We start from the raw sequence: 20,779 nt of genomic DNA, 5'->3' as shown, positions 1-20,779 counted from the left end.
CCTTATGATGTTGTCTAAAAAAATCATTACAATGAAAAAATTAATTTTATCCTTAGTACTCATGGCTGTAACATCAGGTTACAGCCAAGAGTTAAACCTACCAGTGTTTACCCAGTATTTGGCTGACAACCCTTTCGTGCTTTCGCCTGCTTATGCGGGGATTGGTGATAATCTTAGAATTAGAGCCAATGGACTAACCCAATGGGTTGGAATTAAGGATGCACCAGAAAATCAATCGCTCTATGCTGATTTTAGAGTCTTGGATCGTTCCGGGGTTGGAATCTCGGTTTATAACGATAAGAACGGTTATACAAGACAGACCGGTGCCAAAGTTTCGTTTGCGCATCACTTGATTTTGGATTACTATTCCAAGCAATATTTGTCTTTTGGACTTTCGTATAACTTCAACAGTTTCCGAATAGATATTGATGAATTCAATAATACTATTGAGCATCCTATTCTGGATCCTTCTGTTACAGATAATCGTTATACAACGAATAATAACTTTGATATTAGTGCCTTGTATCGTAACAAGAATTTCTACGTAAGTTTTAATGCCAACAACGTTTTAAAGAAAAATACAAATAAATACCGCGGTGTAGAACCTAATTTGCTTTCAAATTATCAGGTATATACGGGAATGGTTTTTAAGGACGGAGAAAACAGCCGTATCGAGTACGAACCATCTATTTTCTACCAGTATTTTGCAAGTGATAAACGTTCTACAACCGATTTTAACTTCAAGTACAGACGTTACAATCGTTACGAAGATTATTACTGGATTGGAGTTTCCTATCGTTTCTTAAACGACCAGTTTCCAAAACCATTATCAGTTGGGCCAATGGCAGGTTTTATGAAGTCTAAATTTTACTTTGGATATTCTTACCAGATAATGTTCAATGATCTTGGAAACTACAATACCGGTACACACGTAGTTACTATCGGATTCGATTTCTTACAGTCTATCAGTAACTGTCCTTGTACGCAAGGTCCTGTTCACGACTAATAATTTAAAGTTGAAAGTACTGCAGTCTGAATTTTTATTTTGAAGAAAATTTAAAGAAGATTTATACTGCAGTATGCTTAACTTCATAATGGTATAAGCAACCATTTTTCTCTTTTTTAATTATTAATTTGTTTTTTTTCATAAATTACATCGTTTTCGTTGTTATTGATAGGTTATTTTTACATATTTCAAATTTAATACTACTCTAAAAGTTCTATATTTGTTTTTCTTTCAAAAAATTAAAAAATTATCAAATGAAAACTTTAAACGATTTCGATTTTAAAAATAAAAAAGCGATCATCCGTGTTGACTTCAATGTGCCATTGGATGAGAATTTTAATGTAACAGATGCAACTCGTATCGAAGCTGCAAAACCAACAATTGACGCAATCTTAGCTCAGGGCGGAAGCGTTATTTTAATGTCACATTTAGGAAGACCAAAAGGTGCTGAAGAGAAATATTCATTAAAACATATTTTAAAAACAGCTTCTGAAATTTTAGGAGTTGAAGTTAAGTTTGCTACTGATTGTGTTGGAGAACCAGCTCAGACAGCAGCAGCAGCTTTAAAGCCAGGTGAAGTTTTATTGTTAGAGAATTTACGTTTTCATGCTGAAGAAGAAGCGGGAGATGTTGCTTTTGCAAAAGAATTAGCGTCTCTTGGTGACATTTATGTAAACGATGCTTTTGGAACGGCTCACAGAGCACACGCTTCAACAACAATTATTGCACAATTTTTTCCAACTGAAAAATGTTTCGGAACATTATTGGCAAAAGAAATTGAGAGTTTAAATAAAGTTCTTAAAAATAGCGAGAAACCAGTTACTGCAGTTCTTGGAGGTTCTAAAGTTTCTTCAAAAATCACAGTTATCGAAAATATCTTAGATAAAGTAGATCACATGATTATTGGCGGAGGTATGACTTTTACTTTCGTTAAAGCACTTGGTGGTAAAATTGGTGATTCTATTTGTGAAGATGATAAACAGGAATTAGCACTTGAAATTTTAAGATTAGCTAAAGAAAAAGGAGTTCAGATTCATATTCCGGTTGACGTTATTGCTGCTGACGATTTCTCAAATACAGCAAATACACAAGTGGTAGATGTAAAAGAAATTCCTGATGGATGGCAAGGTCTTGATGCAGGTCCTAAATCATTGGAAAATTTCAAAAAAGTAATTTTAGAATCTAAAACTATTTTATGGAACGGTCCTCTGGGTGTTTTTGAAATGGAAACATTTTCAAAAGGAACTATCGCTTTAGGCGATTATATTGCGGAAGCTACGCAAAATGGTGCTTTTTCATTAGTAGGTGGTGGTGACTCTGTTGCTGCTGTAAAACAGTTCGGTTTTGAAGACAAAATGAGCTACGTTTCTACTGGTGGTGGAGCAATGCTTGAAATGTTAGAAGGAAAAATTTTACCTGGAATCGCTGCGATTCTGGACTAAAAAATCACAATTAACATTTTTTTGCATATTTTTTATTGGTAATCTCTCTAAGTTTGCAAAAGTAAGGTTTCTATATTTTGTTGATTTATAGAATTTTAAAAAAATGTTATATGATTATAAAGAAAATCTCCTTAGCGGTTACAGCTCTTTTTTCGATAACGATGTTTGCGCAGGAAACTGCCACAACTTCGCTGGATATTAGGCCAGAAGTAAAGCTGTCGTACTTAGATTCTGTAAAGAGTTCTTTCAAAAAGGACGAGGTGGCTACAAAAGTAGATAGTCTCTGGATGAAGGAATGTTTGAGTTTAGATATCTACAATGATTTTTCAAATGATATTCAAACCGTAAATACAGATCAGGATGTTAATGCCGAATTGCCAACAGAGCTTTTAAAACAGCGCTTGCAGGCAATGAATGAGAAATCTCCTTTTAATATTGAATACAATCAGGGATTAGAAAACATAATAAAGTCATTTCTTAAGAACCGAAAAAAATCGATTTCCCGATTAATGGCTTTATCAGAATATTATTTCCCAATTTTTGAGGAAACTTTTGCCAAACAAAATATTCCTTTAGAAATTAAATATTTAGCTATTGTAGAATCTGCTTTAAATCCTAAAGCAGTTTCTAGAATGGGCGCCACGGGTCTCTGGCAATTTATGTACGGAACCGGAAAACAATACGCACTTAAAATCGATTCTTACGTCGATGAACGCAGTGATCCATTGAAATCGACTGCTGCAGCTTCAGATTATTTTTCTAAAATGTATACTATTTTTGGCGACTGGGAGCTTGTTTTGGCTTCTTATAATTCAGGTCCCGGAAATGTGACCAAAGCGATTCGTCGCTCTGGAGGTCAAACAAAATATTGGGATATTCGTAATAATCTTCCAAAAGAAACGCAAGGATATGTACCGGCTTTCTATGCAACAATGTATCTTTTTGAATACCACAAAGAACATGGTATTAATCCGGAAAGAGCTGTCGTTAAAAACTTCGAAACGGATACAGTTAATGTTAAAAGCGAAATGTCGTTCAAACAAATTGCCGATTTGTTAGACATGCCACAATCTCAAATTCAGCTTTTAAACCCTTCTTATAAATTAAATGTTGTTCCTTTTTATCAGGGAGAAAATCATTTTATTCGTTTACCAAAAGATAAAATCGCAACCTTTGTTAGTAACGAAGACAAGATTTATGCTTATGTGAGACATGAAGCTGAAAATAAAACAATGTCAAGTCGTTTGGCTTTAAAAGTTACGCCTAAGGCAAAAGCACACTTGAATAAAGCAATTGATACAGATGTTCAGTTGTACAAAATTCAAAAAGGAGATAATTTAGGTGCTATTGCTGAAAAGTATGATGTCAGTATTAGTGAGCTAAAGAAATGGAATAATCTGAGATCAAATTCAGTTGCACTGGGAAGAACGTTAAAAATTAAATCTAACGTTGATCCGCTTAAAATTTCAAAAGAAGCTAAAACAATTCCTGCAATAGACAAAAAATCAGACGAAGCCATTGCTGCAGTTGATGATAAAGAGAAAGCAGCAGCTCAGGCACAAGAATATGTTGTCGTGGCTGGAGATAATTTAGGAAGCATTGCTAAAAAATTCGGTACGACTATTGCTGATCTGAAAGAGCTTAATAATCTAACATCAAACAATATTGGTTTAGGAAAAACTTTAGTGATTTCTAAAGAAATTCCGGCGATTGAGGAAACCGCTACAGTTAATACAGCAATTGCTTCAAACGCATCAATCGATTCTTTCAAAAAGAAAACAGCTTCTGCAAAAAGCATGGGTGAGGATTATTACGTTAAAAAAGGAGATTCATTATATAGTATTTCAAAAAAATATCCTGGAGTTACAATTTCAGATATTAAAAAATGGAATGGCATTAAAAATGAAGATTTAAAACCGGGAATGAAACTCAAAATAAACGGATAAAAAAAAATCATTTAAATTTGGGTTTTATTTCATAAATTAATAAAATGAATAAAACCCATTTTTTATTGGTACTAATCCCGTTTCTGTTGTTTTCGTGTTTAAAAACCGAAAAACAACCTGAACCTGTTTCGGGTAAACCCAATACCATTTCAGTCATTATAGACGATCAGTTGTGGTACGGAGAAGTGGGTGATAGCATTCGAAATAAATTCGCCTCTCCAGTTTGGGGTCTTACTCAGGAAGAACCCCTTTTTACAATTAATCAATATCCCGCCAGATTACTCGAAGGTTTTGTTACCGATAGCCGAAGTATTATTGTAGTGAAAAAAGCCGCTACAGATAAATTTGAGATTATCAGAAGCAAAGCATTACCCCATAACACCTTTCGCATTTACGGAAAATCGGTAGATGATATCATTTGTAGTCTCGAAATGAACGGATCGCAAATTATCAAGCTCATTCGTGATGCTGAGATCGAAAAAATCCAGCAAGACAACAGCAAAGCCTTATTAAATCCTGCCGTACTGAAAAACAAATTTCATATTGGAGTTCAAATCCCGGTTGGATATGAATATATGCTGCATAAAAAGAACTTTATTTGGCTAAAAAAAGAAATTATCAGCGGTAATACAAGTCTTCTTATTTATCAGGTTCCTATAAAACAATTGACTAAAACTTCAGACATTGTTGGTAATATCGTTAAAATGCGCGACTCAATCGGACTCTACATCAAAGGCCGTGAACCCAATACGCAAATGATTACCGGAGAAGCTTATGCACCATATTTTTCGACTATTTCCTTAGATGGAAAAAAGACATTTGAAACCAAAGGCACCTGGGAGTTGAAGAACGATTTCATGACCGGGCCCTTTATCAATTACGCAATTGTGGATGAAGCCTATAATCGAATTTTAGTGATTGAAGGTTTTTGTTATTCCCCATCCAATCAGGAAAGAGATCTAATGCTGGAGTTAGAAGCCATTATAAAATCTGTCAAAATTGATAAAAGATAGTCTACAATAATTTTCATACTTTTGTTTTAACAAACATTAAATCAGTTAATTATGAAAAGTTTTTATGTAGGATTATCAATGTTGGTGCTGTGTTTTGTTTCTTGTAAAAAAGAAGTAAAACCAGAAACGGAAGCCGTTACAGTGACGGATAGCGTTAAAACAGAAGAACCAATTGCTGAGCAGCCTTTAGATTCTGCAACGCAAATGAAATTATGGACTGAATATGCTACTCCAGGAAATGAGCACAAAATGATGGCAGACGAAACCGGAACCTGGAATTGTGATATGACTTTTTGGGAAGGACCAAATGGGAAACCTAGTAAAGCTACCTCTACGGCAAATATCAAGATGATTCTTGGCGGCCGTTATCAGGAATCAATTTATAGCGGAACTATGATGGGACAGCCATTTGAAGGTAAAAGTACTCTTGCTTATAATAATGCGAGTAAAGAATTCACCACTACTTTTATTGACAACATGGGTACAGGCATGATGGTTGCCATTGGTAAATATGATGAAGCCAATAAAAGCATGAATTTTAAGGGCGATATGGTTAGCCCATTAAATGGTAAAAAAACACCTTATCGGGAAGTCTATACTATTGTTGACGCTAATACCCGTAAGATGGAAATGTATGATACTAAAAATGGAGAAGAATATAAAAGCATGGAAATTATCATGAAAAGAAAATAATCTTTGTCTTAAACAAATAAGGCGTAATACTTTATAGATCCCGATTGCAAATTGCAATCGGGATTTCTATTTTATAATATTTGATGTAATTTTACAGATTAACAATAACTAAAACGACAAACAACAATAGAATGGAACTAAAATGGAAAATAAAGCCGTTTGAGGCATTAACGGTTCATGAGTTATATGATTTGCTTAAAGTAAGAAGCGAGATCTTTGTAGTGGAGCAAAATTGCGTTTATTTGGATATAGATGGCAAAGACAAGAAAGCATTACACTTAATTGGCGAATACGATGGTAAAATTGTGGCTTATTCCCGTTTGTTTGATGCCGGAATTAGTTTTGATAATGCTTCCATCGGAAGAGTTGTTGTGGATGCCAATTACCGCGATAAAAAATGGGGCCACGATTTAATGCGTGAAGCTATCGCCGGAATAAAAGCAAATTTCGGAAAAGACAAAATCACTATTGGAGCACAATTGTACTTGAAGAAATTCTACGAAAGCCATGGATTTGTTCAATCAAGCGAAATGTATCTGGAAGATGATATCGAGCATATTGAAATGATTCGCGGAGAATAATTAGAAAGGGATTTTACTTTAAGGAAACAATGTTGCAATAAGAAAATAATTGTAATGTTGTTTCTTATAATTAGCTTTAAAAGAGATAATTATTAGTTTTGTTTAGAGTAAAACTTTAAATAAAAAAATTTGTGACTTTGCGTCTTCGTGGCAAAACCTTTATATTTTAGTAATCAAAAACTCAACACGTCTATCAAAATCATCACCTCTTCCTAAGGGATATTTATTGCCGCAGCCTTGATAGGTCATTCTGTTTTTAGAGACTTTTTTAGTAGACAGATAATTGAAAACGGTTTTGGCGCGGTTCCATGAAAGTCTTCTTTCTTTGGTGTCTTTGTCAATTCCGTCGCTATATATCTCAGGAGTGCAGCAAACGTGGCCTCTAATTTCAAATTGAATTTTTTTGTCCGTTTGAAGTTTTACGGCGATTTTATCCAGTTCTTTTTTTGAGGCAGGAGTAAGTTTTGAACTACCGATTTCAAATAATATGTTGTCTAAGTATATTTTGTCGCCAACCTTTAGATTGTCCTTAAAAGAAGTATAGATACCCTTCCCAAAACTATTCTTTTTTACGACAATCAAATCAACCCGCCGGTTTTTTGAACGCGTTTCATGAAGGTTTTCTACGGTGTCCGGTTTTAACACAACACGGCCTTTTCCTTCCAAAATAACAATTTTGCTTTCATTGAAGCCAGCAGAAATCAAGAGGTTCTGAATCGTATTGGCACGATTGTTTGATAATCTAAAATTATAGTCGTCGTTACCGCGATCATCGCAATAGCCATAAATTTGCACAGACTCCACTTTTGTAGTGTCTATACTTTTAATAAATTTAGTTACAACTTCGGTTTGTTTGGGAGTAAGATCATATTTATCAAACTCAAAATAAATGGTTTCAATAGGTTTTTGCTGTGCCGATAAATTGTAAATGAAAAAGAAAAACAAGAGTCTGCAAATTTTCATTTTTTTTAAATTTTTAAAATCGTCTTGTACTCGGTTTGATTATTTAAAACGTTTACCGCTTTTTTAATTTCTGAATTGTTTTTAATATAAAATTGATATAAACCTTCCTGATACTGGTATCTTTTGATAAGCTCTTCCTGAATCAAACCTTTAATTTCTTTTTGATTTTTATCCAATAGGGTGGTTTCGCTTTTTTCAAGTGCTGCTAATAATTGTTGATACTCAGGCGCAATTGTTTCGTCTATTTTTTCCGTTTTAGCTGCTGCCAAAGTGTTTTTCAAAGCCACTTCAGTCTCCGTATCAAAACTGATTTTATTCGCTTTTAAATATTGTTTAAAGCTAGCATAATCGGCATCTGTCAATACCGGAATCTTATCGCCTAAATTTGGATTTTTGTAATAATAGGTCGTAGCGTAATCAAAGATCCCGTCGTTCTTCAATAATGCCGTAGTAATCGGACTCATTTTAGTTTCATCCAATTCAATATCCGGCAAAACACCTCCGCCATCATAAACCGTTCTTCCTTTTCTGGTTTTAAACGCATTGAAATTTTTAGCATCGGTTTTTTGAGCAACACCGTTTTTGTCTTTATGGGCATAATCTAGTGCCTGAATGCAACGGCCGGATGGAGTATAATAACGTGATATAGTAACTTTCAATTGAGTTCCGTAAGTCAAGTCAACAGAACGCTGAACCAAACCTTTTCCAAAACTTCGGCTTCCTAAAATAACGGCACGGTCCAAATCCTGCAAAGCGCCCGAAACAATTTCTGATGCCGAGGCACTTCTTCCGTTTACTAAAATAGCTAGCGGGATTTGAGTATCAATTGGTTCTTTGGTCGTTTTATAAGTGTTGTTGTGTTTTTCAATTCGTGATTTTGTCGTTACAATAACTTCATTTTTCGGAACAAATAAATTGCAGATATCAATGGCTTCATTCAATAAACCGCCCGGATTTCCTCTTAAATCCAAAACAATTTGAGTGGCACCGTCGGCTTTCAGTTTTTCCAAAGCTTCTTTTACTTCAGCAGCAGCTTTTCTGCTAAAATGTGCCAAAACAATATAACCTGTTTTATCATCAATTTTTCCATAAAACGGAACTGATTTGATGTCAACTTCGTTCAAAATCAATTCTGTAGTAAAGGTTTTCCCCTGACGAAGGTACTTGATCTGGATTTTGGTATTTTTTGTTCCTTTTAATAATTGAGAAGCATCGTCTTTAAAATCGGCAATCAAAACGTCACCAATCTGTATAATTTCGTCACCTGCTTTTAATCCGGCTTTATCAGCAGGATAATTTTTATAAGGTTCGCGAACAATTAAACGGTCTTTTTTACGGGAAATCAAAGCACCAATTCCCGTATATTCTCCGGTATTGTTGATTTTAAAATTGACAACATCTTGTTCATTAAAGTAAACCGTATACGGATCCAAACTTCCCAACATGCTTTTAATGGCTTTGTCCATCAAATCGCCCGGATTGGTTTCGTCCACATAATTGGTGTTTACGGCTTTAAACAAAGTCGTAAAGATTTCGATTTGCTTGGCGATCTCAAAGAAATCATCTTTGAAACTGGTTCCAATAAATAAAAATCCTGCGGCAACGGCTGGTATAACGAACTTCTTTTTGAGATAAGGATACATGATTTATGCTTTTTTTCTTTTTAATCTTCTTCTAATAAAATAGGCTAATAAACAAAATAAGATGACAAACGGCCAAACGCTTAATAATGAAATCAATAAATCAGATAAACTAAAGAATCCTGATTTAATTGCGGTCCACAGTTTGGAGCCATACGATATTTTAACGCCTTCTTTTTCGGCAATTGTTTTGTAAAATTCGATAGTAATCGTGCTTTCAGAAACGCGGCTTTCCAAATATTTCAGTTGGCCTTCTTTGGCATCAATTTCCTCTCGAATAGTCGAAATTTGTTCTTCAATTTCTAAAATCTCACTTACTTTGTTTGCTTTTTTTAAGATTTCAAGATAACGTTCTTCTAGTTTTTTTTTGGTTTTTAATCTGGATGTCAGATCAATAAATTGTTCCGTAACATCTTCGGCAGATATACTTTTAACTTCAAAATAAGAAACCCCTTTAGAAATATCATTTATAAAACGATCAAAATTCTGACTTGGAACTTTTATCGTAAGATTTCTAAAAACAGTCGCAAAATCTTTTCCTTCAGAATCGTTTATTATTCTTGCTTTATTGGTGGTAACTGCTTTTTGAATTTGATTGAAAGCTGTTTCAAGATTATCAGTTTCAAATCTTAAAGTCGCTTCTTTTATGATTTTCTGTTCGATTTTTTCTTTTACCGCAGGAGGAGCTGCCGGATCTGGATTTTTGTCGTATGCAGCTGACTCATTTTTAGGAGTAAGTTTTACCGTTTGGATGGCCATAACATTCTCTTCGGGTTCGTACGATTTATTACAACCGGAAAGAATTAAAACAAAACAGAAAAAACAGAAAATATATCTCATAAAGTTCCAATTTAGAGCTAAAACTACAATTTTTTTATAATTTTTTCTCTAATTTGATAAACAAAGTTATATTTTGAGATTTAGATTTCTGTTTTGGTTTCAGAATCTGTCGTTTTGTTTATTTGTTGCAGAAATTTCTCAAACAACTGAATCGTCTTGGTATTGATTTCTTCGTAAGATAATTTGTCTTTCGTTTGATAGAAAAACATCAGAGAATAAGGCTGTTCGAGATTATCCCAAAGCAAATGTTTGTTTAATCGATAGGTTTCTCTAAGGACGCGTTTGAAATAATTACGGTCAACGGCTCTCTTAAAATATTTCTTAGAAACCGAAACCCCCATTTTAATTTTTTCTTCAGAATCAGCTTCCGCTTGACGGTAAACCAAACGCAACGGATATTTTGAAACCGATTTTCCTTCAGAAAACAGTAAACCAATTGTCGTTTTGCTCTTTAAGCGTTCATTTTTAGGGTAAGTGAAGTTCATTTAATTCAGAAAAAATTTGCAATTTCAGGTACAAAGGTAATTTTTTTATTTTCGGTTTAAAGTTGTTGATGGCTTTTATGAAATGAATTGGCACTTTTTTATAATGTATAATAGTCTTACAGCGCTTAAATTTGTAAAATCCAATTATTAATGTAAATATATTTCGTACAAATTGGGGTAATTTTTAAAGCATTTTTTCTTTTAAGTACCGTATATGTTGATACTTGTATAATTTTTATAGCGCTAAAAATTTATTTATTACTTTTGGCAATTAATTTTTTAAAGCATGCAAAAGATAATTTCGTATCCCATATCCGTAATTTACTATTTATTTTTTGGATTGTGTCTGGTTATTTTTCACCCGATACAATGGATCTGCCTAAATGTTTTTGGCTATCAGGCTCATAAAATTAGCGTTGATTATTTAAATTTTTTCCTTTTAAGATGTACAAATCTTGTGGGAACCAGATATACAATCGAGAATAGAGAGACAATTCCCACGGGAGTTCCTTTGATTTTTGTGTCGAATCACCAAAGTATGTACGATATCGTGGCAATGATTTGGTATTTTAGACGATTTCATTGTAAATTTGTAAGTAAGAAGGAGTTAGGTAGTGGAATCCCAAGTGTATCTTTCAATTTACGCCACGGAGGATCTGTACTAATTGACCGTAAAGACCCTAAACAAGCGATTCCTGTAATCAAGAGCTTGTCTGAATATATTGAAAAGAATACAAGATCTGCAGTAATTTTCCCCGAAGGCACAAGAAGTAAAACTGGTAAACCAAAAGAATTCGCCCAAAGCGGTTTGAAAATTCTTTGTAAATATGCGCCATCAGCGTATGTTGTACCCGTGAGCATCAACAATTCATGGAAAATGGTAAAATATGGCTTTTTCCCGGTTGGTTTAGGAAATCACCTTACCTTTACCGCACATAAAGCAATGGCTGTAAAAGATTATGATTTTGCCGAGTTAATGAAGTTGACAGAAAAGGCAGTTGTTGAAGGAGTAAACGAGTATAAATAGATTTTTGTTTTCAGAAATAAAACGGAAACACAAATCGCAATCTTAAATAAGTAATGTCTATAAAAAACATTAGATTAGAGGTTATGCAGTTTTTGGAAAAAAACGTAGATAGCTTCGTAGAACAGTATTTAATTCCAGTAGAAAAAATTTGGCAGCCGTCGGATTTTCTGCCTAATTCTGAAGGAGATAATTTCTTTGAGGAGGTTAGAGAATTACGCGAAATTGCCAAAGAATTACCATATGATTTCTGGGTAACTTTAGTAGGTGATACTATCACTGAAGAAGCTTTACCAACTTACGAATCATGGTTAATGGATGTTGAAGGAATAAATCAGATAGAGAACGGTGGAAACGGTTGGTCTAAATGGATTCGTCAATGGACGGGAGAAGAAAACCGCCACGGTGATTTGCTAAATAAATACTTGTATTTGTCTGGTCGTGTGAACATGCGTGAAATCGAAATGACAACACAACACTTAATCAACGACGGTTTTGATATCGGAACTGGATCTGACCCATACAAAAACTTTGTATACACTAGCTTCCAGGAATTAGCAACTTATGTTTCGCACAATAGAGTAGCTCAAATGGCTAAGAAATTTGGTGATAACAAGTTGTCTAAAATGTGTAAAATGATTGCAGGTGACGAAATGCGTCATCACCATGCATACAGTGAATTTGTTACCAGAATTTTCCAGGTTGATCCTAGCGAAATGATGTTGGCGTTTCAATACATGATGAAACAAAAAATCGTTATGCCGGCGCACTTCTTAAGAGAATCAGGTCAAAAGATCAGCTCTGCTTTCGAACAATTCTCTGATTCTGCACAACGTATCGGTGTTTACACTGCCAACGATTATGTGGATATCATGCAGAAATTAATTGACAAATGGGAAATTGATAAGGTTACTAATTTGACAGATGAAGCAGAAAAAGCACGTGATTACTTAATGAAATTACCAGCTCGTATGGCCAGAATTTCTGAAAGATTAGTAATTCCGCAGGAATCTCACATTTTTAAATGGGTTGAACCTGCTAGATTGTAGATTTTAGAATTTAGATTTCAGATTGATATTGCAATTGAATTTTGATATTGTAATTGACATTGAAAATATATTGTTGATTGTTGAAGTGTAAGCTTTGACAATCAACATTTTTATTTAAAATAGAAAAAAGCCAGTGTTAATCCGTTTCATCTGCGTGCCATTCTCAAAGCAAAATATAACTATGAATAATCCCAACTTAATAAATAAAACAATAGCGTTCGTAAAAGAAAAACTTAGTGATGCCGAAGGTGGACACGATTGGTTTCATATTGAACGTGTATATAAAAATGCCCTTTTAATTGCCAAAGAAACAGATTGCGATTTGGTTGTAGTGCAACTAGGAGCTTTGCTTCATGATATTGCCGACAGTAAATTTCATAACGGAGATGAAACCATCGGACCCAAAACTGCCAGATTATTTTTAGAATCTGAGAATGTTTCGGAGGAAATTATCCAGCATGTAGTAAACATCATCGAAAACATCTCATATAAAGGCGGAAATTTTGAAAAGAAGTTCACGTCTATAGAATTGGATATCGTTCAGGATGCGGATCGTTTAGATGCGATAGGGGCAATTGGAGTAGCAAGAGCGTTCAATTATGGTGGATTTAAAAATCGTGCCTTACACGACCCTGAAATTGCGCCTATAACAAATATGAGCAAGGAAGAATACAAAAAGAATAATGCACCAACGATAAATCACTTTTACGAGAAGCTTTTACTCTTAAAAGATAAAATGAATACGGAGACAGGAAAACAAATCGCTGCTGAAAGACATAAATTTATGGAAACGTTCCTATCGCAGTTTTATGCAGAATGGGAGGGAGTGAAGTAGTTTTTTTATTCCACAGAGATTCGCCAAGAAAACACAAAGCTTCACAAAGAAATTTAAATCTCTGTGAAGCTCTGTGTTTTTAAATCTGTGTATCTCTGTGCAATTCCTTTCCAAAACCTTTGTCCCTTTGAGTCTTTGCAACTTTGAACCTTCCTCTACGAACACCCACAATTCCCATCACCGCAATCCTTTTTCTTTTTAGATTTCCAAAAGAACTTCTTAATCAAAAAGGCAACAGCAATAAGTAATATTCCAAAGGCAATAATTTCTTGTATCATGGCCGTTTATTTTAAAAGTTGATAGGCTAAAAGTGCAACAAAATATGCTAAACCGCTCATTAAGAATAGTTGCATTGCAGGCCATTTCCACGAATTGGTTTCTTTTTTGGTAATCGCCAATGTACTGGCGCATTGCATCGCAAAAGCATAAAATAGCAATAGTGAAATTCCAGAAGCAAAATTAAAGATTTTCTCACCCGTTTGCGGATTTACTTCTTTCTGCATTTTGCTTTTAATGGTTGCTTCATTGTCGCTGTCTCCAACGCTGTAAATGGTGGCAAGAGTTCCAACAAAAACCTCACGTGCAGCAAACGAACTGATAATCGCAATTCCTATTTTCCAGTCGTAACCCAAAGGCGAAATGGCAGGTTCAATAGCTTTACCCATAATCCCGATATAAGAATTCTCTAATTTTTGAGAAGCGACTTCGTTTTCAAACTGAACTTTATTTAAAGTTGTATTGGCAAATCTTTCTTTTACGATAGTTTCGGCTTCATTAAAATCTCTTCCGGGTCCAAAAGAAGCTAAAAACCATAAAATAACAGATATAGCCAAGATAATTTTACCCGCACCAACGACAAACGCCTTGGTTTTCTCTACCACATTAATCCCAACATTCTTTAAAAGAGGCATTTTGTAGCTCGGCATTTCGACTACAAAATAGGTTTTAGAATTGAATTTCAGAATCTTATTTAAGATATAAGCAGATAAAATGGCAGTTCCAAATCCTAGTAAATAAAGCAACATCAGCGATAATCCCTGTAAATTTAGGATTCCTAAAACACGCTGATCCGGAATAACCAGGGAAATAATAATCGTATAAACCGGTAATCTTGCAGAACAAGTTGTAAACGGCGTTACCAAAATGGTGATTAAACGTTCTTTCCAGTTTTCGATATTTCGGGTTGCCATAATGGCCGGAATGGCGCAGGCAGTTCCTGAAATTAAAGGCACGACACTTTTTCCGGAAAGCCCAAATTTTCTCATGATTTTATCCATCAAAAATACTACACGGCTCATGTATCCGCTTTCTTCCAAAATGGAAATAAACAGAAACAAAAAGGCAATTTGAGGAATGAAAATCAAAATCCCTCCAATTCCCGGAATAATTCCCTGTGAAAGCAAATCGGTTAAAATACCGCTTGGTAATTCTGAGGCTGTCCAACTGCTTAAAGAAGCAAAAGTACTGTCAATGAAATCCATGGGGATCGTTGACCAACTGAAAATCGATTGGAAAATCAAAAATAAAATGGCTAGGAAAATTACATACCCCCAAACTTTGTGCGTTAATACACGATCAAGTTTGGCTCTTATGTCTTTTGCCATTGATTCATCAACCTGTAAACCTTCTTTCAGAACATCGTTGATAAATTGATATCTTTTGATGGTTTCTTTTTGCTGTAAACGCTTTAATTCTGAATGTGATTTGGTAAAAGTACTTCGGATTTCATTTCGCTCTAAATTCAAAAAATTTACATCCTGCGTAATAACCAACCATAATTTATACAATAATTGATTTGGAAACGCGTGTTGTAATTTTTCAAAATATTCAGCGTCAATAACCGATGCATTCAAACAAGGCTCATGCGGAATCGTTTTGTATGAAACGATTAGTTCTTTTAGTTCCTCAATTCCATGGCCTTTACGCGAACTTACTAAAGCAATTTTGGTTTTTAGTTTTTCTTCTAAGTAGGGAATATCAAGTGTAATTCCTTTACTTTCCATACGATCAGACATATTGATCACTAAAATCGTCGGAATTTCAAGGTCTTTTATTTGGGTGTAAATCAGTAAGTTTCGTTTCAGATTTTCAACATCTGTTACCACTACTGCAACATCCGGATATAATTTGTCGTTTTTGTTCAGCAAAAGTTCAATCACAACACTTTCGTCCATTGAACTGGCATTCAAACTATACGTTCCTGGTAAATCAAGAATATTAGCTTTAATGTTATGGGGAAGTTTACAGAAACCCATTTTTTTCTCAACCGTAATTCCGGGGTAATTTCCAACTTGCTGATTTAAACCGGTAAGCTGATTAAAAACCGAAGTCTTTCCGGTATTCGGATTCCCGATAAGGGCAACATTTATATTTTGAATGCTCATTACAAATTGGTTTTGATAAGTTCAACTTCAATTTCACGAGCAGTTTCTATACGAATGGCAACATGTGAGCCATTAATATCCAAATATAAAGGATCTCCAAAAGGAGCAATTTGAAGTAATTCGACCAAGCTGCCCGGCAAACAACCCATTTCTAATAACTTTAGAGGAATAAGATCGATATCAAAATCTTTGATAATGGCTTTTTCGCCTTTTTTCAGAGTGTGAATTGTATTTTGCAAGCTTATTTAGATTGAATTTAGATTGCAAAAATAGGTAATAATTCTTTATTTCAAGGCAATTAACAGTTTTGATTGTGCCAAAATTTACTTAAATAAGGCAATTTACTCTTGAGATAAGAAATCGATGTCTTCTATAAGTCTTTTGATTTCTTCTTTGTTTGTTCCGTCATAAAATCCGCGAACACGACGTTTTTGATCTACCAAAACAAAATTCTCTGTATGAACCATATCATACAATTGATCAGGGCGACCTAATTTCACTGCTAAGTATGATTTTCTGGCCATAGTGTAGATTTCTTTTTTATCTCCCGTAACCAAATTCCATTTGCTGTCTACAACTCCGTATTTTACAGCATACGCTTTTAAAACAGAAACACTATCTACTTCTGGAAAGACAGTATGAGAAAGCAATAATACTTTAGGATTGTTCAGAACGGCTTTTTGAACTTCTGATAAATTGGTAGACATCTTAGGACAAATTGATCCACAAGTCGTGAAGAAAAAGTCAGCTACATAAATTTTTCCTTCGTAGTTTTTCTGCGTAATGGTATCCCCATTCTGATTTACAAAAGAGAAATCAGCAATCGTATGGTATTTACTTTTGTATTGAATCGTACTGTCAACCAGTTCAGGATTTACGTCAGCCGGATTGTAAATGGGTAATGTTTTTTGTGGCTTTAAAGCCGAATAAAAAAGGGATATAGTAACTACCGAAAATACAATTAAAACAATAAAGAATTTGCGGTATTTGTATAGTAAAGATTTCATAAACAGAATTTGGCGCAAAAATACGAAAAGCAGTTTTCAAAAAACTAATTCTGTGTTGTTTTTAACAGGCTTTTGACTTTGATTAAAAGTAATGTTAGAATGTTTTAATCTCTCGCAAAGACGCTAAGTCGCAAATTATAACTTAAAAAATAAAACTTTGCGACTTAGCGTCTTTGCGAGAGATAAAAAGAAACTTAAATAATCCTTTTAATTCTTAGTCTTTCGAATAGACTTGTTAACCAGATACAATCCAATTAAAGTTACGACCGCTCCAATGGCAATGGCCTGCGTAAGTGTTTCCCCAAAAATGAAAGATCCTAAAACCATGGCGACTATCGGATTTATATACACATATATACTACTGATTTCCGTTGGAAGATGTTGTAATGTATAAATAAAAGCAATAAACGTTAAGACCGAACCTATAAGGATTAAGTAAACAATCGCCCACCAGGAATTTAGTGAAATTTCGCTTAAAGGAATATTGGCACCTGCAGCTTCAGTAATTCCAAATAAAAATACACTCGAAATCAACATCTGCAATCCTAGACTAAAATAGGGATTAAAACTGGCTGCTTTTTTCTTGGTTTCCAAAATCCCGAAAGCCCATGTAACAGTTGAAATAATGGTTAAAAGGATTCCGAATTGAAAATCAGGTCTTAAGAAATCAGATAAGTAATCCATGAAAATGATACAGATTCCACCAAAACTAATCAGGATTCCGAATAAAGCAACTCTGGCGATTTTTATGCCATTAAAAAAGTTGATGATAATAATCCAAATAGGGAATAGCGCACTAATAATGGCACCCAATCCGCTGCTGATATATTTTACTCCCCAAGTGCTTAAGCCATTACTTAAGGCAAAATTCAAAATAGATAAAATAATAATCGTTTTCCATTGCTTGCCTTTTGGCCAGGGTTCTTTCTTAATTAGAAAATAACCTACATAAAGCAGTCCTCCCAAAAATTGACGGATAGTGGCTACCTGCAGTCCCGGCATATGTCTAACTGCTTCTTTAGATGCTAACCAGGTTGTTCCCCAAAAGAAACTCACCCAGCATAAAGCTAAAATTGGAAATCCGATAGCTTCAATTTTTCCTGAAAAGGCATTCTGAATTTTTGCTCTCACTTTAATAAATTGTTTTAGCAAATATTCCAAAAACAATTTGAATTAAAGGCTTATAATCAAACATATATTCATGAAATGTTTTGTTGCTTATGATCGATTTTTTGCATTAAAAATCTCACTTGAAATTATTGCAGGAATTTTAACATAGAGTTCCGAATAATAACAATATGTTTGTATATATACTAAAACTATAAAGAAAAATGATTAAACAGCTTACTAAACCTATGTTTTGTGTAGTTTCTGCAATGTTTACATTCAGCGCAGTTGAGGCTCAAGATGCAAAACCAAAAGAACCGGGTATCAATGTTTCTTACATGAATACGAAGGTTAGTCCAAGTCAGGATTTTTTTCAATATGTAAACGGAACCTGGTTAGATAAAACTGAAATTCCAAGCGATCGTACAACTTGGGGAAGTTTTAATGAATTGATTAAAAAGACAGATAAAGATGCAATGGCAATTTTGAAGGAAGCTTCAAAAAATCCAAAGTATAAATCGGATACTGATCAGGGCAAGGCGGTAAATTTATTTAATACCGTTTTAGATACAGTAGGAAGAAATAAAAGAGGAATAGAACCTTTGAAACCGTACCTGAAAAAAATTGACGCTATTAAAAATGTAGCTGATCTTCAAAAGTATTTGGTAGAAATGGAACCTCAGGGTGGAAATGATTTCTTCGGAATTTATATTGGAGCTGATGAAAAAAACAGTTCAAAAAATTCAGTAAGCCTTGGCGTAAGCCGATTGGGTTTATCTGATAAAGATTATTACACTTCTGAAGATAAGGATTCAAAAGAAAAACGTGCGAAATATGAGCTTCATGTTGCCAGAATGATGCAGTTTATTGGAGAATCTCCTGAAAAAGCAAAACAGAGCGCAACAGAAATCCTTGCTTTGGAAACTTCTTTGTCAAGTCCGAGATTAAATCGTGTTGAGAGCAGAGACAGCCGTCTTCAATATAACCCAATGACTGTTGCTGAACTTCAAAAGTTAACTCCGGCGATTAAATGGGATGCTTATTTTACAGGACTTGGTTTGGCTAAACTGGACACAGTTGTAGTTATTGAACCACGATATATGAAAGCTTTGCAAACCGTTTTTACTGAAAACAAAGTACCACAATGGAAAGAATATTTAAAATGGACTTTATTGAATCGTTCAACTTCATATTTAACTACTGAAATTGAAACGGCAAATTTTGACTTTTACAGCAAAACTTTAAGAGGAGCAATTAAACAATTACCTCGTGAAGAAACGGCTTTGCAAGTGGTAAACAGAAGTATTGGAGAAGCACTTGGTAAGCTTTATGTAGAGAAAGTTTTTCCTGCTGAAGCAAAAACCAAAGCGATCGACATGATCCACAATGTGATTACGGCTTACCAAAACCGTATTAATAATTTAGCATGGATGTCTGATGCTACAAAAGTAAAAGCAATTGAGAAATTGAACAAAATCACTATAAAAGTGGGGTATCCGGACAAATGGAAAGATTATTCTGCTCTGGAAATTAAAAGTGTTGCCGAAGGTGGAAGTTATTTTGAGAATGCACACAATTTATCAAAATGGAATTTCAAGAAAGGTTTAGAAAAATTAAATAAGCCAGTGGATAAAACAGAGTGGGGAATGTCACCACAAACTGTTAATGCGTATTACAACCCATCTTACAATGAAATTGTTTTCCCTGCAGCAATTTTACAACCACCTTTTTACAATTATCAAGCTGATGAAGCTGTAAATTATGGTGGAATTGGAGCTGTAATTGGTCACGAAATTTCACATGGTTTTGATGATTCAGGAGCACGTTATAATGCAGATGGAAATCTTGTAGATTGGTGGACAGCTGACGATTTAAAACAATTTACAACATTAGGTAACGAACTTGCAGATCAATATAGCGCTTTAGAGCCATTGCCTGGAATTCACGTAGATGGTAAATTTACTTTGGGCGAAAATATTGGAGATTTAGGCGGAATTAATGCTGCTTACGATGGATTGCAATTGTACTTAAAAGCACATGGAAATCCAGGTTTAATTGACGGATTTACACCTGAACAACGTTTCTTTATTTCCTGGGCTACCGTTTGGAGAACAAAAACCAGAGATGAGGCAATTAAAAGTCAGGTGAAAACAGATCCACACTCTCCGGGAATGTATAGAGCTTATGTGCCAATTCAGAATGTTGATGCTTTTTATCAGGCATTCGGAATTAAAGCGGGAGATAAAATGTATATAGAACCAGCGAAAAGAGTAAAAATCTGGTAATCTTATAATCATAAAAAAACGGCGCTAATTTAGCGCCGTTTTTTGTTTAAGTACTTTGCAATTTATTTCAAATTGCTGTATATGTAAGCTTCTATTGCCTTTAATTCTTCATCAGACATTGCCTGCGTTACAGGAAAGTTAGTTTTCATAACTGAAAATTGACTCGGATCAACAATTGGATCTGCATTTCCTTTAAGGAAAGTAACAATATCGCCTTTTTTGTCTTTGTAAATTTTTCCGATTTCCTGAATACTCGGGCCAATAACTTTTTGATCAACCTGATGGCAGGAAATACAATTTCCTTTTCCTTCAAAAATTGATTTACCTAAAGCTTCGGGTGTTTTGACTTCCGCCGATTCTCCTTCAGAATAGGTTTCAGTTGTAGTTTCAGTTGATTTTCCAAAAGGTTCCTGCTCTTTTTTACAAGATGCTAAAGCTAAAACGGCACTTAAGAATAATACTTTTTTCATTATTAAATT

General features: G+C 34.4%; 20 protein-coding genes. 10 read left to right on the top strand and 10 right to left on the bottom strand.

Annotation, left to right across the window (positions count from 1 at the left end; translation table 11 throughout):
* The first annotated feature begins 31 nt into the window (after positions 1 to 31).
* From BUA98_RS02020 to BUA98_RS01995, 6 genes are all read left to right on the top strand, one after another.
* The gene (locus BUA98_RS02020; protein WP_072970569.1) at positions 32 to 1,006 is read left to right on the top strand and encodes a PorP/SprF family type IX secretion system membrane protein; all 975 of its coding nucleotides are present in this window, start codon (positions 32 to 34) and stop codon (positions 1,004 to 1,006) included.
* Between the two features lie 254 nt (positions 1,007 to 1,260).
* The gene (locus tag BUA98_RS02015; protein ID WP_072969987.1) at positions 1,261 to 2,448 is read left to right on the top strand and encodes a phosphoglycerate kinase; all 1,188 of its coding nucleotides are present in this window, start codon (positions 1,261 to 1,263) and stop codon (positions 2,446 to 2,448) included.
* 110 nt (positions 2,449 to 2,558) lie between these two features.
* The gene (locus BUA98_RS02010) at positions 2,559 to 4,394 is read left to right on the top strand and encodes a LysM peptidoglycan-binding domain-containing protein (protein ID WP_072969986.1); all 1,836 of its coding nucleotides are present in this window, start codon (positions 2,559 to 2,561) and stop codon (positions 4,392 to 4,394) included.
* Positions 4,395 to 4,438: 44 nt separating this feature from the next.
* The gene (locus BUA98_RS02005) at positions 4,439 to 5,407 is read left to right on the top strand and encodes a DUF4837 family protein (RefSeq protein WP_072969985.1); all 969 of its coding nucleotides are present in this window, start codon (positions 4,439 to 4,441) and stop codon (positions 5,405 to 5,407) included.
* Between the two features lie 51 nt (positions 5,408 to 5,458).
* Positions 5,459 to 6,100: a DUF1579 domain-containing protein gene (locus tag BUA98_RS02000; RefSeq protein WP_072969984.1), complete on the top strand. Its 642-nt coding sequence runs from the start codon at positions 5,459 to 5,461 to the stop codon at positions 6,098 to 6,100.
* Positions 6,101 to 6,231: 131 nt separating this feature from the next.
* Entirely contained in the window at positions 6,232 to 6,681 is a 450-nt protein-coding gene (locus tag BUA98_RS01995; protein WP_072969983.1) for a GNAT family N-acetyltransferase, read from the top strand.
* 159 nt (positions 6,682 to 6,840) lie between these two features.
* On the opposite strand, the gene BUA98_RS01990 is transcribed toward BUA98_RS01995, so the two are convergent.
* From BUA98_RS01990 to rnpA, 4 genes are all read right to left on the bottom strand, one after another.
* The gene (locus BUA98_RS01990) at positions 6,841 to 7,644 is read right to left on the bottom strand and encodes an OmpA family protein (protein ID WP_072969982.1); all 804 of its coding nucleotides are present in this window, start codon (positions 7,642 to 7,644) and stop codon (positions 6,841 to 6,843) included.
* 5 nt (positions 7,645 to 7,649) lie between these two features.
* Positions 7,650 to 9,287, bottom strand: coding sequence for a S41 family peptidase (locus BUA98_RS01985; protein ID WP_072969981.1), 1,638 nt, complete (start codon positions 9,285 to 9,287; stop codon positions 7,650 to 7,652).
* A 3-nt stretch (positions 9,288 to 9,290) separates the two neighbouring features.
* Positions 9,291 to 10,124, bottom strand: coding sequence for a DUF4349 domain-containing protein (locus tag BUA98_RS01980; protein WP_072969980.1), 834 nt, complete (start codon positions 10,122 to 10,124; stop codon positions 9,291 to 9,293).
* A gap of 80 nt (positions 10,125 to 10,204) precedes the next feature.
* Positions 10,205 to 10,609 (bottom strand): ribonuclease P protein component, encoded by a 405-nt coding sequence (rnpA, locus tag BUA98_RS01975; protein ID WP_072969979.1) that lies wholly within the window; start codon positions 10,607 to 10,609, stop codon positions 10,205 to 10,207.
* A 286-nt stretch (positions 10,610 to 10,895) separates the two neighbouring features.
* On the opposite strand from rnpA, the gene BUA98_RS01970 reads away from it, so the two are divergent.
* From BUA98_RS01970 to BUA98_RS01960, 3 genes are all read left to right on the top strand, one after another.
* The gene (locus tag BUA98_RS01970; RefSeq protein WP_072969978.1) at positions 10,896 to 11,636 is read left to right on the top strand and encodes a lysophospholipid acyltransferase family protein; all 741 of its coding nucleotides are present in this window, start codon (positions 10,896 to 10,898) and stop codon (positions 11,634 to 11,636) included.
* Positions 11,637 to 11,689: 53 nt separating this feature from the next.
* A complete protein-coding gene (locus tag BUA98_RS01965; RefSeq protein ID WP_072969977.1) occupies positions 11,690 to 12,682 on the top strand; it encodes an acyl-ACP desaturase in 993 nt (330 codons plus the stop codon).
* Positions 12,683 to 12,863: 181 nt separating this feature from the next.
* On the top strand, positions 12,864 to 13,517 hold the full coding sequence (locus BUA98_RS01960; protein ID WP_072969976.1) for an HD domain-containing protein: 654 nt from the start codon (positions 12,864 to 12,866) through the stop codon (positions 13,515 to 13,517).
* 155 nt (positions 13,518 to 13,672) lie between these two features.
* Here the strand turns inward: BUA98_RS01960 and BUA98_RS01955 are convergent, their stop codons facing one another.
* From BUA98_RS01955 to BUA98_RS01935, 5 genes are all read right to left on the bottom strand, one after another.
* Positions 13,673 to 13,795: a FeoB-associated Cys-rich membrane protein gene (locus BUA98_RS01955; protein WP_072969975.1), complete on the bottom strand. Its 123-nt coding sequence runs from the start codon at positions 13,793 to 13,795 to the stop codon at positions 13,673 to 13,675.
* 6 nt (positions 13,796 to 13,801) lie between these two features.
* Complete coding sequence (feoB, locus tag BUA98_RS01950; protein ID WP_072969974.1) at positions 13,802 to 15,901, bottom strand: ferrous iron transport protein B; 2,100 nt, start codon at positions 15,899 to 15,901, stop codon at positions 13,802 to 13,804.
* The gene (locus BUA98_RS01945) at positions 15,901 to 16,140 is read right to left on the bottom strand and encodes a FeoA family protein (protein WP_026982352.1); all 240 of its coding nucleotides are present in this window, start codon (positions 16,138 to 16,140) and stop codon (positions 15,901 to 15,903) included. The genes feoB and BUA98_RS01945 overlap by 1 nt, the downstream gene beginning before the upstream one ends.
* A gap of 102 nt (positions 16,141 to 16,242) precedes the next feature.
* A complete protein-coding gene (locus tag BUA98_RS01940) occupies positions 16,243 to 16,908 on the bottom strand; it encodes an SCO family protein (protein ID WP_072969973.1) in 666 nt (221 codons plus the stop codon).
* A 207-nt stretch (positions 16,909 to 17,115) separates the two neighbouring features.
* Entirely contained in the window at positions 17,116 to 18,039 is a 924-nt protein-coding gene (locus tag BUA98_RS01935) for a DMT family transporter (protein ID WP_072970568.1), read from the bottom strand.
* 200 nt (positions 18,040 to 18,239) lie between these two features.
* On the opposite strand from BUA98_RS01935, the gene BUA98_RS01930 reads away from it, so the two are divergent.
* Positions 18,240 to 20,300 carry a M13 family metallopeptidase gene (locus BUA98_RS01930; protein ID WP_072969972.1) on the top strand — a complete coding sequence of 687 codons (2,061 nt, stop codon included), beginning with the start codon at positions 18,240 to 18,242 and terminating at the stop codon, positions 20,298 to 20,300.
* Between the two features lie 62 nt (positions 20,301 to 20,362).
* Here the strand turns inward: BUA98_RS01930 and BUA98_RS01925 are convergent, their stop codons facing one another.
* Positions 20,363 to 20,770 carry a c-type cytochrome gene (locus tag BUA98_RS01925; RefSeq protein ID WP_072969971.1) on the bottom strand — a complete coding sequence of 136 codons (408 nt, stop codon included), beginning with the start codon at positions 20,768 to 20,770 and terminating at the stop codon, positions 20,363 to 20,365.
* Positions 20,771 to 20,779: the final 9 nt, after the last annotated feature.

The organism is Flavobacterium saccharophilum (assembly GCF_900142735.1).
GTDB lineage: Bacteria > Bacteroidota > Bacteroidia > Flavobacteriales > Flavobacteriaceae > Flavobacterium > Flavobacterium saccharophilum.
The sequence above is the reverse complement of the archived record's forward strand: the minus strand, read 5'-3'. Positions and strand labels throughout refer to the sequence as shown.

Bases quoted from the DNA above. Each gene is read 5' to 3' on its own strand.
- BUA98_RS02020 (WP_072970569.1), top strand. From the start codon at position 32: ATGAAAAAATTAATTTTATCCTTAGTACTCATGGCTGTAACATCAGGT.
- BUA98_RS02015 (WP_072969987.1), top strand. From the start codon at position 1,261: ATGAAAACTTTAAACGATTTCGATTTTAAAAATAAAAAAGCGATCATC.
- BUA98_RS02010 (WP_072969986.1), top strand. From the start codon at position 2,559: ATGATTATAAAGAAAATCTCCTTAGCGGTTACAGCTCTTTTTTCGATA.
- BUA98_RS02005 (WP_072969985.1), top strand. From the start codon at position 4,439: ATGAATAAAACCCATTTTTTATTGGTACTAATCCCGTTTCTGTTGTTT.
- BUA98_RS02000 (WP_072969984.1), top strand. From the start codon at position 5,459: ATGAAAAGTTTTTATGTAGGATTATCAATGTTGGTGCTGTGTTTTGTT.
- BUA98_RS01995 (WP_072969983.1), top strand. From the start codon at position 6,232: ATGGAACTAAAATGGAAAATAAAGCCGTTTGAGGCATTAACGGTTCAT.
- BUA98_RS01990 (WP_072969982.1), bottom strand. From the start codon at position 7,644: ATGAAAATTTGCAGACTCTTGTTTTTCTTTTTCATTTACAATTTATCG.
- BUA98_RS01985 (WP_072969981.1), bottom strand. From the start codon at position 9,287: ATGTATCCTTATCTCAAAAAGAAGTTCGTTATACCAGCCGTTGCCGCA.
- BUA98_RS01980 (WP_072969980.1), bottom strand. From the start codon at position 10,124: ATGAGATATATTTTCTGTTTTTTCTGTTTTGTTTTAATTCTTTCCGGT.
- rnpA (WP_072969979.1), bottom strand. From the start codon at position 10,609: ATGAACTTCACTTACCCTAAAAATGAACGCTTAAAGAGCAAAACGACA.
- BUA98_RS01970 (WP_072969978.1), top strand. From the start codon at position 10,896: ATGCAAAAGATAATTTCGTATCCCATATCCGTAATTTACTATTTATTT.
- BUA98_RS01965 (WP_072969977.1), top strand. From the start codon at position 11,690: ATGTCTATAAAAAACATTAGATTAGAGGTTATGCAGTTTTTGGAAAAA.
- BUA98_RS01960 (WP_072969976.1), top strand. From the start codon at position 12,864: ATGAATAATCCCAACTTAATAAATAAAACAATAGCGTTCGTAAAAGAA.
- BUA98_RS01955 (WP_072969975.1), bottom strand. From the start codon at position 13,795: ATGATACAAGAAATTATTGCCTTTGGAATATTACTTATTGCTGTTGCC.
- feoB (WP_072969974.1), bottom strand. From the start codon at position 15,901: ATGAGCATTCAAAATATAAATGTTGCCCTTATCGGGAATCCGAATACC.
- BUA98_RS01940 (WP_072969973.1), bottom strand. From the start codon at position 16,908: ATGAAATCTTTACTATACAAATACCGCAAATTCTTTATTGTTTTAATT.
- BUA98_RS01930 (WP_072969972.1), top strand. From the start codon at position 18,240: ATGATTAAACAGCTTACTAAACCTATGTTTTGTGTAGTTTCTGCAATG.
- BUA98_RS01925 (WP_072969971.1), bottom strand. From the start codon at position 20,770: ATGAAAAAAGTATTATTCTTAAGTGCCGTTTTAGCTTTAGCATCTTGT.